Here is a 13,443-nt window from a genome sequence, read left to right as displayed (position 1 = left end):
GCGCGTGGGCCCGGGCGGATGCAAGGAACGGTCCTTTCCTTGCGAATTTCGCAAGGAAAGGACCGTTCATTGCACGGGTCAGGAGTTCGCGGCGACCAGTTCCGCGATCTGCACGGCGTTGAGCGCCGCACCCTTCCGCAGGTTGTCGTTCGACAGGAACAGCACCAGACCGCGACCGCCCTCGACGCCCGGGTCCGTCCGCAGCCGCCCGACGTACGACGGGTCCTGGCCCGCGGCCTGCAGCGGGGTCGGGATGTCCGACAGCTCGACGCCGGGCGCGCCGGTCAGCAGTTCGGTCGCGCGGGCGACGGAAAGCGGCTGCGCGAACTCGGCGTTGATCGAGATCGAGTGCCCCGAGAACACCGGCACCCGCACACAGGTGCACGAGACCCGCAGCTCCGGGATGCTCAGGATCTTGCGGCTCTCGTTGCGGAACTTCTTCTCTTCGTCCGTCTCGAACTCGCCATCGTCCACAATGGACCCGGCCAGCGGGAGGACGTTGTGCGCGATCGGCCGCGCGTACTTCTTCGGCTCGGGGAAGGTCACCGCCGCGCCGTCGTGGGTGAGGGCGCCCGCGTTCGCCGCGGCCGCGGCCAGCTGGCCTTCCAACTCCTCGACGCCGGCGAGCCCGCTGCCGGACACCGCCTGGTAGGTGCTGGCGACCAGCCGCACCAGGCCCGCTTCGGCGTGCAGCGGCTTGAGCACCGGCATCGCGGCCATGGTGGTGCAGTTGGGGTTCGCGATGATCCCCTTGCGCGCCTCCTTGACCGCCTCCGGGTTGACCTCGCTGACGATCAGCGGGACGTCCGGGTCCATCCGCCACGCCGACGAGTTGTCGATCACCGTGGCGCCGGCGGCGGCGAACCGTTCCGCCTGGGCCTTGGAGGTCGAGCCGCCGGCGGAGAACAGCGCGATGTCCAAACCGGACGGATCCGCGGTCGTCGCGTCCTCGATGACGATTTCCCCGTCACGCCAAGGAAGCTTCGAACCGGCGGACCGCGCCGAAGCGAAGTACCGCATTTCGGCGACCGGGAAACCCCGCTCGGCCAGCAGACGGCGCATGACGCCGCCGACCTGGCCGGTCGCCCCGACCACGCCTACCCGCAAACCTTCCGACATCAGCGACCACTCCCCGCGTAGACGACGGCTTCTTCGTCGCCGCCGAGTTCGAACGCCTCGTGGATCGCGCGCACCGCGTCGTCGAGCTGCGCGTCCCGGATGAGCACCGAGATCCGGATCTCCGAGGTGTTGATGATTTCGATGTTGACCCCCGCCTGCGCGAGCGCCTCGCAGAACGTCGCCGTGACACCGGGGTGCGAACGCATCCCCGCGCCGACCAGCGACACCTTGCCGACGTGATCGTCGTAGAGGACCGACTCGAAGCCGATCTCGTCCTTGATCTTCTCCAGCGACTGCACGGCCTTGGCCCCGTTGGCCTTCGACAGCGTGAAGGTGATGTCGGTGCGGCCGGAGACGGTGCTGGACACGTTCTGCAGCACCATGTCGATGTCGATCTCGTTGTCGGCGATCACGCGGAAGATCCGGGCGGCGGCACCGGTGGTGTCGGGTACGCCGGTCACCGTGATCTTGGCTTCGGAGCGGTCGTGCGCCACACCGGTGATCAACGCTTGTTCCACGGGGATCTCCTCGATAGAACCGGTCACCGTGGTGCCCGGCTTGTCACTGTAGGAAGAACGGACTCGGATCGGGACGCCGTAGCGGCGCGCGTACTCCACCGAGCGCAGGTGCAGGATCTTCGATCCGCTCGCGGCGAGCTCCAGCATCTCCTCGTAGGCGATGGTGTCGAGCTTGCGGGCGTCGGACACGACCCGGGGATCGGCGGTGTACACACCGTCCACATCGGAATAGATCTCGCAGACGTCGGCGTTCAGCGCCGCGGCCAGCGCGACGGCGGTGGTGTCCGAGCCGCCGCGGCCGAGGGTGGTGATGTCCTTGGTGTCCTGCGACACGCCCTGGAAACCGGCCACCAGCGCGATGTAGCCCTGGTCGAGGGCCTCCGTCACGCGGCTGGGGCTGACGTCGATGATCCGCGCGTTGCCGTGCACCGACGTCGTCACCACGCCCGCCTGCGAGCCGGTGAACGACCAGGCCTCCGCGCCGTGCGCCGAAATCGCCATCGCCACCAGCGAGTTGGAGATGCGCTCACCCGCGGTGAGCAGCATGTCCATCTCACGCTCCGGCGGAGCCGGGTTGACCTGCTGAGCCAGGTCGAGCAGCTCGTCGGTGGTGTCGCCCATGGCGGAGCAGACGACGACCACGTCGTTGCCCGCCTTCTTGGTGGCGACGATGCGTTCCGCGACGCGTTTGATCCGGTCGGCACTTTCCAGCGACGAACCGCCGTACTTCTGGACCACGAGGGCCACGCCCGAACCTCCTCGACGGGCCGGGCGTGCTCCTCGTGGGCACCGAGGAGCCCCCGCGTCCCTTATTTGGGCGAAAGCCTACCGGGGTCGCGCACGCCCGCCACCCTCGTAAGTGGTCCTGACCACCACATAGAGGACTTCCCGAAGTAAATCTTCCTTAACACCAACGAAATAGTCGGAGGGCTTTCACTTTAGTGACGGAGAGCACCCCTTGTTAAGGTCCGCCAATGCACAAACCCGCCCGAACGAGTGCCCCGATCGCGCCGATCATGGCCGCCAGGTGGAGCCCGCGCGCTTACGACGAGTCAGCGATCGTCACCGAAGACCAGCTCCGCGCGCTGCTCGAAGCGGCCCGCTGGGCGCCGTCGTTCGGCAACACCCAGCCCGCCCGCTACCTGGTCGGCCTGCGGGGCACGCCGTCGTTCGACCGCATCCTCTCGACGCTCAACTCGGGCAACCGCGCGTGGGCGCAGCGCGCCGGCCTGCTGCTGATCGGCGTGATGGTGACCACTAACGAGAAGGGCGACATCCCGTACGCCGAGTACGGGCTGGGCCTGGCCAGCGAAAATCTCGTGCTCCAGGCCGTCGACCTCGGCCTCATCGCGCACCAGATGGCGGGCTTCTCCGCCGAAGCGGCGAAGGACTTCTTCGGTCTCCCTGACGACGTCGTCCCCAAGGTCGCCATCGCGGTCGGCCACGCCGCGGACCCGTCGGTGCTCGAAGAGGACTGGCGGATCGAGCGCGAGAAGGCGCCGCGCGAGCGGGTCCCCCTGGCCGAATTCGCCTACGCCGACGCCTGGGGCACGAGCGCCTTCTCCGAGTGAGGGAGCCATCGCAGAGCGAGCACCCCTAGCCCGACGTGCAGCAGGCTGAGCACCGCGACGGCGGTGTGCAGGCCGGCGACGAAGGCCTCCTTCGCGTCAAGAGCGGTCGCGGGCGCGATAGCGAGGGTTTCCCCCAGGGTGGGCGCGAGATCCGGTCCCGTCAGGCGGAACACCAGCGCGGCGAGTGAGCCCATGAGCGCGATCCCCAGCGCGTTGCCGATCTCGTTGCTGGTCTCGGCGATCGCGCCCGCGGCTCCCGCCCGCTCGGCCGGCACCGCGGCGACCGCCGTGTCGGCCACCACGCTGAACGAGATGCCGTAGCCGATCCCGGCGACCACCGTCGACGCGACGTACCAGCCCGCCCCGCCCGTGACCCCGGTCATGAGCAGCAGCGCCAGCCCGGCGGCGATGGAGAAATGGCAGGCGACCAGCGCCGTTCGCTTGCCGACGCGGTCGACCAGTGCGGGCGTGACGACGCACATGATCGTGAGGACGGCCGCGCCGGGCAGCGCCAGCAGCGCCGCGTGCAGGACCGGCAGGCCGAGCACGGACTGCAGGTGGATCCCCGAGAGGTACGCGGCCGCCGACCACGCGGCCAGCGGCACCAGCCCGGTGACGATCGCGATGGTGAAAACACGGTCGCGGAACAGGGAGAACTCGATCAGGGGGTGCTCCAGACCGCGCTGCCGCCGGACGAACCACGTCAGCAGCGCGGCGCCGGCGATCCCGGCGGCGACCGACAAGACGGACAGGCCGTCGGCGGCCGCGTGCTTGATCCCGTAGATCGCGAGCAGGAGACCGATGGCGGAGAGCGCCACGCTCGGCACGTCGACGCGGCCCGTCCCGGTGGCTCGCACCTCGCGCAACAGCACCGGCGCGAGCGCGAGGAACACCACGATCACCGGCAGGTTGACCAGGAAGACCGAGCCCCACGGGAACCGCTCCAGCAGGACCCCGCCGACGACCGGGCCGATCGCGAAACCCGCGGCGAACGCGGCCGCGAAGATCCCGATGGCGCGTGCCCGCCGCCGTGGGTCGGGGAAGAGTTCGCTGAGCACGGCGAGCGCGGACGGCAGCAGGGTCGCGCCCGCCAGCCCCATCAGCGCGCGGAAGGCGACGAGCGTTTCCGGGTTCGGGGCGAAGGCCGCGCCCGCCGAGCCGAGGCCGAACACCGCGGCGCCGATCATCAGCAGCTTCAGCCGTCCGTACCGGTCGCCGATCGCGCCGAACGCGATCAGCAGCGAGCCGACCGCGAAACCGTAGACGTCCAGGATCCACAGTGCCTGATCGGCCGTGGGCGTAAGCGCCTGGCTGATCCTGGGCATCGCGAGGAACAGGATCGAGCCGTCCATCGAGACCAGGAACACCGGGCAGAGGATCACCAGCAGGCCGAACCAGGCCCTGGTGTGCTGTCGTGTCATGCCCTCGACGCTGTACCGGTTTCGGGACGGCAACCATCCCCGTGCCATGGGTACACCTCGCGGGTACACCCACGCGGCGGGCGAAGTACCTAGGCTCGGAGTCATGGAAAGCCTCGGCGTGTATCTCAAAAGCCGTCGTGACCGGGTGACTCCCGCCGAGATCGGCCTGCGCACGTACGGCACCTCGCGCCGCGTGCCCGGGCTGCGCCGCGAGGAGCTCGCCCAGCTCGCCGGGGTGAGCGCCGGGTACTACACGCGGCTGGAACAAGGGCTGGCCGAGACCGCTTCACAGCAGGTGCTCGACGCGCTCGCCCGCGCGCTGCGGCTCGACGACGTCGAAACCGCGCACCTGCACAACCTCGCCCGGCGGTCCTCGCTCCCGAAGATGTCCGACCCGGGCCCGGAAGAACCGCATCCCCGGGTGCTCGCGCTGCTGGAGAACCTCGGCGAGACCGTGCCCGCGCTCGTCTTCGGCCGTCGCGGCGACGTGCTCGCGTGGAACCACGGCGGGCACTCGCTCATGGCCGAACACCTCGACTTCGACGCCCCGGAGGATCCGGAACGGCGGCCGTCGCTGCCCCGGATGTTCTTCCTCGACCCGCTCACCCGTGAGCTGCACCGGAACCGGGCCGAACTCGCCCCGATCCACGTCGCCTATCTGCGGCTGACCGCCGGTCGCTACCCCACCGACGCCCGGCTGGCGGCGCTCATCGGCGAGCTGACCATGCGCAGCGACGAGTTCGCGACACTCTGGGCGACCGGCGACGTCGCCGACTGCACCGTCGGCGCCATGCATCTTCGGCACCCCACGGTCGGTGCGGTGAGCGTCGACTACCAGGTGTGGCTCCAGCCCGACAGCCCCGACCACCGGCTGGAGATCTACACCCCGAAGGACCCGGGATCCGCCGACGCGGTGAAGATCCTCACCGGGTTCGATCGCTAACCTGGGGTTATGGGGGCATTCCGCAGGATTCTCCGCAACGAGTCACGGACGATGGCCGGGCTCTGGCTGTATCTGACCCGCCGCAAGGACGGAATCGACGGGGACGCCGTGCCGGTGCCGTACGGCTCGGGCGGCAAGCCGATCTTCATCGTCCTGGCCGTGGTGAGCGCCTTCGAAGCCGGGCTTTTCTGGCTGATCGACTTCGGCCTCGTCGTGGACGTCCTGTTGCTCGTCCTCGGCGTGTACTCGGCGCTGCTGGTGTTCGGGGTCTACGCCGGCACCGTCGTCCGGCCGCACGTGATCTCCTCGCGCGAGGTGCGAGTGCGCTACAGCTCGTTCTACGACGTACGGATCCCGAGAGAGAACATCGCCTCCCTGCGGCAGGCGAAGGAGAGCCACGATCCCGCCAAGGCGAAGGCCTTTCGCGACGAAACCTGGCTCAGGTACGACAATTTCTACGAGACCAATCTGGTCGCGGAGCTGCGTGAGCCGATCACCGTGACCCGGCCGCTCGGCGCGACCGAGACCGTCCGTGTCGTGAAATTCCAGGCGGACGACCCGAAAGCCGCCGTCGACGCGTACGAAAGGCTCGGGGTCAGCTGAGCGTCGACGTCCGGTCCACGATCGTCCTGGCGACGTCGATGACGCTTTCGTCCCGGGTGTAGGCGTGCGCGCGGATGAGGGCCAGCGCGTCCGGGGCGGTGCAGTCGTGGGTGCTCATGACCACGCCCGTCGCCTGGTGCAGCACGGCTTCGAGGTCCAGGTCACCGAACAACGGATGGACGGGGAGCCCGTCTTCGGCGTCGAGCCGGGTGTCCGGGTGCAGCGCCGTGGCGGTGAGCGCTTCGGCCACCAGCTCCGTCGAACGGGCGATCCCGGCGTCCGGTTCGGGTTCGGGCCGATACGCGGTGAGGGTGCCCAGCGGCGCTTCCCGCAGTCCCAGCCGGGCCGACACCACCGCCCGGACCCCGAGTTCCCTCGCGGCGGGCCCGAAGCGGGGCCACCGGCTCGACAGTTCTCCCTCTCCGCAAACGCCCGGCTCGCCGGACGTCGCCAGGGAGGGCCCTTCGCCGAAGACGCACTCCAGGTCGTTCGCCCTGGCGGCGACGGGATCCGATACGACGACCGCCGCGTTTCCCGGGCTGCCGAACAAGGTCACCGCGAGGCTGCGGATCCCGGCCTTCTCGGCCACCGCGGCCAGGAACGCCGGCGGGACGTCCGCGCGCCCGGCGGCCCAGTCGTTCACCGCGGCGACGTAGCCCGCGTGCAGCTCGGCCGCCGCCCGGTGCCTGCCTTCGGTGGCGCGATGGAGCCGCGCCATCCGCCGATGGAACGGTCGCATGGTTTCAACGGCCGTTTCCATGAGGATTTCGTGACGTAGGGCCACCCCCGCGGCGCGATCCGCACGCCCTCGTTCGGCCTCGACCAGTTCGCGCAGGGCCGACTGGTCGTACCGGCCACCGGTGCCGTCCCACATGAAGCGAGCGTACGCTCGCGGCCGCCCCGCGGATGTGACCCGGATGGCTGAGTGGGGCGGCTTTCGTGACCGCATCAAGAGGACTAGCGTTGGCTGCCCCCGAGGAAGGCCGATTTTTGATGCGGAATCGCGAAAAATGGGTCGCCGACACGTTGGTGGAGCTGGCGGACACTCTCGTCCCCGCGCTGGATCCGGCGAATTACTGGCTCTGCGTGGCGGATCGGTACACCCAGCTGATCGCTTCGTCGTCGGTGCACCTGACCGCCTCCGGCGATCGCCCCGTCGTGGTGGACACCGACCAACGGCTCGAAACGCCACCACTCGGCGACCTCTTCGCCGAAGAAGGGCCCGGTGCCGAGAGTGAGGCGAGCGGGGAGCCTGTCGTCAACGTGCTCCTCGACGAAGCGACGTCGCGATGGAGCGGCTTCGCTCCCGCCGCGCTTTCCCTCGGCTACCGGTCGGTGCACGCGTTCCCGTTCAGCCGCCGCGAAGACACGCTCGGCGCGGTGACGATCCTGACCACGGAGACGGCGCCGCTGCCGCCTGCCGAGCTGAGCATCGCGAACGCGCTCGCCGACGTCGCGACGATCGCCATGCTCAACCACCGGACGATCGCCGGGCTGACCACGACCTCGCGGCAACTGCAGGGGGCCCTGTCGAGCCGGGTGATCATCGAGCAGGCCAAGGGTTTGCTGTCGGCCCGGCTGGAAGTCAGCCCGGAGGGCGCTTTCCGGGTGCTGCGGCGCTACGCCCGCGGTCACAACATGCGGATCGGCGACCTCTCCGAACGGCTGATGAGCCGCCGGCTGACCGTCGCCGACCTGCTCCCCCAGGGCGACGACCTCACTCCCGCCGCTTCTCCATCAACAGCACGACGCCACTTCCCGGCCCACCCAGCGGCGAACAGCTGACGGAGGCGGCGAAGGGCCTGCCTTTCCGGTCCACCGCGTCGGTCTCCACCGGGAGTGCGCGGTGGCCGGTCTCGTTGCAGATCTCGACCATGTCGCGGAGGCCGTCCGTCGGCAGGCCGAAGTCGAGCGTGAAGAAGTCCGTCCGGTAGACCTCGTCGGCGCGCATCCCCCACAGATCCTCGGCGCCGCGGTTCCAGCTGCGCACCAGGAGATCGCTGTCGAGCACGACCACGCCGGCGGCGACACTGGACAGCACCCCTTCGAGGAAGGTGCGTGCCTCGTCCAGTTCGGCGGTGCGGATCCGCAGCTCCTCGTTCATCGTTTCGAGTTCTTCGTTGCCCGACTGGAGTTCCTCGTTGGTGGTCTCCAGTTCTTCGTTGGTGGACTGGAGTTCCTCGTTCGTCGTCTCGAGTTCCTCGATGCTCGACTGGAGTTCTTCGTTCACGGTCTCCAGCTCCGCGTTGGTCGACTGGAGTTCCGCGTAGGCCGTGGCGAGGTCCTCTTGCACCCGTTTGACCTCCTGCTGGAGCCGGGTGGCCTCGGTGGTGTCGATGAGGGTGATCGCGACGCCGAGATCCTCGCCTTCACTGGTGAGCAACGGCTTGACGATGACGTCGAAATACCTTGTCTCGCCGTCGTTCTTGTCCCACCGCACGGCGTTGACCCGGACGCTCCGGCGCTCGCCGTGTGCCCGGTCGACCAAGGACCCGAGTTCGATCGGCCTGGCCGAGATCTCCAGTTCCCCGAACGGCGTGCCCACCTTGTCCGGGGACAGCCCGAACTGCAGCCTCGCCGCGCCGTTGATCAAGGCGACCGTGCCGTCACGATCGATGACCAGCACCGAATCGGGCGAAGACGCCAAAGCCAGTTCCACCACCTGACGCCGATTGATCCTTCCCGCCTCGGAAGCGGGCAAGACGTCGAGTCGCGCCGGCTTCACCGCCCCCACCCCGGCCTGGATCCGGAACACCCGGTTGCGCATGTCGGTGACCTCGAACCGGGATCCGTCGGCGAGCAGCATCTCGGCCTTGCCGAGGAAGAGGTGACCGCCTTCGTTGAGCGCGAAATGGAACCGCTCGATGATCTTCGTCTGCGCTTCGACGTTGAAATACATCAGGGTGTTGCGGCAGACGAGCAGATCGACGCGTGAGATCGGGGCGTCGCGGGTGATGTCGTGCCTGCCGAAGATCACCCGGCGGCGCAGGTCCCGGCGGAAGGCGAACAGGGCGCCGTTCGGTTCGAAGTACTTCGCTTTCACCTCTTCGGGGAGTTTTTCCAGCGCCTTGAGGGAGTACACCCCGGCCCTGGCCTCGCGCAGGGCCTCCTCGTCGACATCGGTGCCGTAGATCTTGACCCGTTTCGTGCAGGCTTCGATACCGAGGTGTTCGGCGAAGATGATCGCGAGGGTGTAGGCCTCCTCGCCGCTCGAACACCCGGCGCTCCAGATCCGGATGTCCTGATCGGAATCGGCCTTCGCGATCAACCCGGGGACGACCGCCGTCCGCAGGTAGTCCCACGCCGCCGGGTCACGGAAGAAACCGGTGACGTTGATCAGAATGGTGTTGAAGAGTTCTTGGAACTCGTCGGCGTTGCTTTCCAGGAAATCCCGGTAATCCGAGTACTTTTCGAAGCCCACGGTCTGCATCCGCTTGCGGATCCGGCGCCCGAGCGACGTGCGTTTGTACCCGGTGAAATCGAAGCCGCGGGAATCCTTGATGAACGCCAGCAGGGATTCCAGCTCACGCTCGTCATCGGCGCCGGCGTCATACGCGGTCACAGCGATCTCGTTCCTTCGATCAGGGCCACCAGCCCGGCCGCGATCCCTTCCAGCGGCAACTTCAGGTCGACCGCCACCGCGTTCACCACGGCCTTTGGCATGCCCTTGAATTCCGCGGTGTCCGGATCTTCGGCGACCACGGTACCGCCACGGGACGCGACCGCCCTCGCGCCCGCCGAGCCGTCGGAACCGGTGCCGGTGAGCACGCAGACCAGCGCCGCGGCACCGCAGGCGACCGCGACGGATTCGAAGAGCAGATCGGCCGACGGCCGGACGAACCTCACCTTCTCCCGCTCCGACAGCCGGAGTTCGCCGCCCGGGCAGACCAGGAGATGCCGGTCCGGCGGGGCGACATAGGCGGCACCGGCCACGGCCACCTCACCGTCCTCGGCCAGCTTGACCCGCAACCGGGACCGCCGGTCGAGAAGCTCGGCGAGCACCGTGTCGTGATGGGGATCGAGGTGCTGGACGATGACCACGGGCACCGGGAGGTCGGCGGGCAAGGCCTTGAGCACCGTGAGGAGCGCCTTGACCCCGCCCGCCGAAGCCCCGATCGCGACGATCTCGTAAGGCACCGCCCGGAAGCGGCTGATGCCGGACATCTTCCGAGCGTAGTGCTCGCAGGGTCAGGCGGAACCGCCCACGCGGCGGATGATCTTGGCGAGGATCCCGGTGACGACCATCCAGAAGATCGCGGCGATGCCGTAGTTGATCAGCACGCGGAGCTTGGCGTCTTCGGGCATGAAGAGGTCCTTGAAGCCGAGCAGGAGCCCGTCGGCCCAGCCGCGGACGAACGACACGATGCCGTTGTCGGGGTTCGCCTCGCCGATCACGAAGACGACGTGCAGCACGAGGATGGCCGCGAAGATCAAGCCCACCCAGCGGACCACGCTCGCCAGTATCCCGGCCGCGCGGCTGCCGCCCGCTCGCCAGTCGACCTTGCGCCGGGTCGCCTGATCAGCGGTTTCCTTCTCTTCAGCGTGCTCGCCCATGCCGGGCAGTGTGGCACGTCGCCTGGTCCGATTGCTACCCGCGAGTAACCCGAATGGGCGCCACTGTGGTCACGGTTCGATCGCGGCCCGGGTTTCCTTTCGGGAGATCGCGCGGTTAAGGTGGCGTCGTGGCTCGAGCTCTCCTGCTTCGCTGCCGCGACGGGGCCTGATCGGACCGGCTCCCCGTCGCGGGGCTTCGTGGTGCCGGTCGTCGCACCCGATTCTTCAGGAGAACCGTCCCCTCATGAGCATTCGCAAGCCCACCCGTCCTGCGCCTTCCGAGCAGGCTTCGTGGAACACCCAGCGCGGCACTTCGATGCCCGTACACCGCTATCGCCCCTGGTACGACCTGGTCGAGGACATCTCGCTGCCCGACCGCACCTGGCCGGACAAGCGCATCGAGCGCGCGCCGCTGTGGTGCGCCGTCGACCTGCGTGACGGCAACCAGGCCCTGATCGACCCGATGTCGCCGGCGCGCAAGCGCAAGTTCTTCGACCTGCTGGTCCGCATGGGCTACAAGGAGATCGAGGTCGGCTTCCCGGCGGCGTCGCAGACGGACTTCGACTTCGTCCGCGAGATCATCGACGAGGGCGCCATCCCGGACGACGTCAGCATCCAGGTGCTGACCCAGTGCCGCCCGGAGCTGATCGAGCGCACCTTCAAGGCGCTCGAAGGCGCGCCGCGCGCGATCGTCCACATCTACAACTCGACCTCGATCCTGCAGCGTCGCGTCGTGTTCCGCGAAGAGCGCATCGGCATCACGAAGATCGCTTCGCAGGCCGCTGAGCTGGTCGTCGACTACGCGGCGAAGCAGCCGGACACCGACTTCCGCTTCCAGTACTCGCCGGAGTCCTACACCGGCACCGAGCTGTCGTACGCGCTCGAGGTCTGCAACACCATCACCGAGATCTGGCAGCCGACGCCGGAGAAGCCGGTGATCCTGAACCTGCCCGCCACCGTCGAGATGGCGTCGCCGAACGTCTACGCCGACTCGATCGAGTGGATGCACCGCAACCTGGACCGCCGCGACTCGGTGATCCTGTCGCTGCACCCGCACAACGACCGCGGCACCGGTATCGCCGCCGCCGAGCTGGGCTTCCAGGCCGGCGCGGACCGGATCGAAGGCTGCCTGTTCGGCAACGGCGAGCGCACCGGCAACGTCGACCTGGTCGCGCTGGGGATGAACCTGTACAGCCAGGGCGTCGACCCGCAGATCGACTTCTCCGACATGGACGAGATCAAGCGGACGGTCGAATACTGCAACCAGCTGCCGGTGCACGAACGCAGCCCGTGGGCGGGCGACCTGGTGTTCACCGCGTTCTCCGGCAGCCACCAGGACGCGATCAACAAGGGCCTCGACGCGCTGAAGGCCGCCGCCGACAAGGTCGGGACGCCGGTCGACGAGCACCCGTGGGAGGTCCCGTACCTGCCGATCGACCCGAAGGACATCGGCCGCAACTACGAGGCCGTGATCCGGGTGAACTCGCAGTCCGGCAAGGGCGGCGTCGCCTACATCATGAAGGCCGAGCACCAGCTCGACCTGCCGCGGCGCCTGCAGATCGAGTTCTCGAAGGTCGTCCAGCGCCACACCGACACCGAGGGCGGCGAGGTCGACCCGGCCACGATGTGGAACGCGTTCTCGGCCGAGTACCTGGAGCTGAAGACGCCGCTGGAGCTGGTGCGCCAGCACGTCCGGGACAACGGGGACGGCGAGTACGACATCACCGCGACCGTGCGGGTCGAGGGCGACGAGCACGAGGTCACCGGCCGCGGGAACGGCCCGATCGCGGCGTTCTTCGACGCGCTGTCGACCGTCGGGTTCGACCTGCGGCTGCTGGACTACAGCGAGCACACGCTCTCGCCGGGCGACGACGCGCGGGCGGCGTCGTACATCGAGTGCGCGATCTCCGACCGGGTGTACTGGGGCATCGGGATCGACCCGTCGATCGTGACCGCTTCGCTGCGGGCCGTCGTGTCGGCAGTGAACCGGGCTAACCGGTAGTTTCCCGCTTTGCGCGTGAAGGCCCCCTTCCCTCGGCTCAGCCGAGGGAAGGGGGCCTTCACGCGCTTCTACAGGGCCTTCACGGCGGCCAGGACGTCGGCCGGATCGGTGCGCGTGGTGTAGTCCGGGTGCACGTCGATGTACCGGATGACGCCTTCGCCGTCCACGACCAGGACGGTCGGATACGGCAGCTCCCATTCCGCCACCCCGTTGATCTTCTCGACGTCGCCGATGAGCGTGTCGAAAGCCGGTTTCGTCTCCGGGGCCAGCCGGAACGTGATGCCGAGCGCACGCCCGAGCTCGTTGTCCACATCGGACAGCACGGCGAACTCCAGCTCCTTCGTGGACAGCGAGCCGTCCGGCAGCTGCGGGCTGACCGCGACCAGCTTCACGCCCAGCTTCTCCAGCTCCGGCAACAGCTCCTGCTGATACGTGCGCAGTGCCAGGTTGCAGTACGGACACCACGCGCCGCGATAGAACACCACGACCGCGGGCCCGTCCGCGACCCGCACCCGATCGCCGCCGGCGTCCGGCAGCGCGAGATCCGGCATCGGCGTGCCCGGCTTCGCGGCCGCCTCGGCGACCACCCCGACGAACGTCGCGCGGTCGGCCTTGAGCACCTCGGCGACCTCCGCCGGAACGTGGCTCGCGACGGATTCCCGCAGCTCGGCGAGGTCGGTGTTGAGATCCCCCATGGTCGGCTCCTTTGGTT

At 68.6% G+C, this 13,443-nt stretch carries 13 protein-coding genes; 5 read left to right on the top strand and 8 right to left on the bottom strand.

Features of this window, described 5'->3' with window-relative positions:
- Positions 1 to 78: 78 nt before the first annotated feature.
- On the bottom strand, positions 79 to 1,119 hold the full coding sequence (locus DMC61_RS35140; RefSeq protein WP_125694823.1) for an aspartate-semialdehyde dehydrogenase: 1,041 nt from the start codon (positions 1,117 to 1,119) through the stop codon (positions 79 to 81).
- Positions 1,119 to 2,384 (bottom strand): aspartate kinase, encoded by a 1,266-nt coding sequence (locus tag DMC61_RS35135; RefSeq protein WP_016337913.1) that lies wholly within the window; start codon positions 2,382 to 2,384, stop codon positions 1,119 to 1,121. The genes DMC61_RS35140 and DMC61_RS35135 overlap by 1 nt, the downstream gene beginning before the upstream one ends.
- Positions 2,385 to 2,611: 227 nt before the next feature.
- Here DMC61_RS35135 and DMC61_RS35130 point away from each other — a divergent pair, with 227 nt between their 5' ends.
- Complete coding sequence (locus DMC61_RS35130; RefSeq protein ID WP_125694821.1) at positions 2,612 to 3,208, top strand: nitroreductase family protein; 597 nt, start codon at positions 2,612 to 2,614, stop codon at positions 3,206 to 3,208.
- Here DMC61_RS35130 and DMC61_RS35125 read toward each other — a convergent pair.
- Positions 3,169 to 4,629 carry an MFS transporter gene (locus tag DMC61_RS35125; RefSeq protein WP_125694819.1) on the bottom strand — a complete coding sequence of 487 codons (1,461 nt, stop codon included), beginning with the start codon at positions 4,627 to 4,629 and terminating at the stop codon, positions 3,169 to 3,171. The genes DMC61_RS35130 and DMC61_RS35125 overlap by 40 nt on opposite strands.
- A gap of 103 nt (positions 4,630 to 4,732) precedes the next feature.
- On the opposite strand from DMC61_RS35125, the gene DMC61_RS35120 reads away from it, so the two are divergent.
- Positions 4,733 to 5,572: a helix-turn-helix transcriptional regulator gene (locus DMC61_RS35120; protein WP_125694817.1), complete on the top strand. Its 840-nt coding sequence runs from the start codon at positions 4,733 to 4,735 to the stop codon at positions 5,570 to 5,572.
- 9 nt (positions 5,573 to 5,581) lie between these two features.
- Positions 5,582 to 6,175 (top strand): hypothetical protein, encoded by a 594-nt coding sequence (locus DMC61_RS35115; protein WP_233595056.1) that lies wholly within the window; start codon positions 5,582 to 5,584, stop codon positions 6,173 to 6,175.
- On the opposite strand, the gene DMC61_RS35110 is transcribed toward DMC61_RS35115, so the two are convergent.
- Positions 6,168 to 7,049, bottom strand: a complete 882-nt coding sequence (locus DMC61_RS35110; protein ID WP_125694815.1) for an ANTAR domain-containing protein — start codon at positions 7,047 to 7,049, stop codon at positions 6,168 to 6,170. The genes DMC61_RS35115 and DMC61_RS35110 overlap by 8 nt on opposite strands.
- Before the next feature lie 119 nt (positions 7,050 to 7,168).
- Here DMC61_RS35110 and DMC61_RS35105 point away from each other — a divergent pair, with 119 nt between their 5' ends.
- Positions 7,169 to 7,960, top strand: coding sequence for an ANTAR domain-containing protein (locus DMC61_RS35105; RefSeq protein WP_125694813.1), 792 nt, complete (start codon positions 7,169 to 7,171; stop codon positions 7,958 to 7,960).
- Here DMC61_RS35105 and DMC61_RS35100 read toward each other — a convergent pair.
- The 3 genes from DMC61_RS35100 to DMC61_RS35090 are packed head-to-tail and all read right to left on the bottom strand — an operon-like array spanning position 7,893 to position 10,729.
- Positions 7,893 to 9,737: a CheR family methyltransferase gene (locus tag DMC61_RS35100; RefSeq protein ID WP_125694811.1), complete on the bottom strand. Its 1,845-nt coding sequence runs from the start codon at positions 9,735 to 9,737 to the stop codon at positions 7,893 to 7,895. The genes DMC61_RS35105 and DMC61_RS35100 overlap by 68 nt on opposite strands.
- On the bottom strand, positions 9,734 to 10,339 hold the full coding sequence (locus tag DMC61_RS35095) for a chemotaxis protein CheB (protein ID WP_125694809.1): 606 nt from the start codon (positions 10,337 to 10,339) through the stop codon (positions 9,734 to 9,736). Before DMC61_RS35095 ends, DMC61_RS35100 begins: the two co-directional genes overlap by 4 nt.
- A gap of 24 nt (positions 10,340 to 10,363) precedes the next feature.
- Complete coding sequence (locus DMC61_RS35090; RefSeq protein ID WP_016337921.1) at positions 10,364 to 10,729, bottom strand: hypothetical protein; 366 nt, start codon at positions 10,727 to 10,729, stop codon at positions 10,364 to 10,366.
- Positions 10,730 to 10,973: 244 nt separating this feature from the next.
- Here DMC61_RS35090 and leuA point away from each other — a divergent pair, with 244 nt between their 5' ends.
- Positions 10,974 to 12,731 carry a 2-isopropylmalate synthase gene (leuA, locus tag DMC61_RS35085; protein ID WP_037334969.1) on the top strand — a complete coding sequence of 586 codons (1,758 nt, stop codon included), beginning with the start codon at positions 10,974 to 10,976 and terminating at the stop codon, positions 12,729 to 12,731.
- A gap of 68 nt (positions 12,732 to 12,799) precedes the next feature.
- On the opposite strand, the gene DMC61_RS35080 is transcribed toward leuA, so the two are convergent.
- Positions 12,800 to 13,426: a peroxiredoxin-like family protein gene (locus tag DMC61_RS35080; protein WP_125694807.1), complete on the bottom strand. Its 627-nt coding sequence runs from the start codon at positions 13,424 to 13,426 to the stop codon at positions 12,800 to 12,802.
- Positions 13,427 to 13,443 lie beyond the last annotated feature (17 nt).

Origin of the sequence: Amycolatopsis sp. WAC 04169 (assembly GCF_003947535.1) — a bacterium.
Classification (GTDB): Bacteria; Actinomycetota; Actinomycetes; order Mycobacteriales; family Pseudonocardiaceae; genus Amycolatopsis; species Amycolatopsis keratiniphila.
The sequence above is the reverse complement of the archived record's forward strand: the minus strand, read 5'-3'. Positions and strand labels throughout refer to the sequence as shown.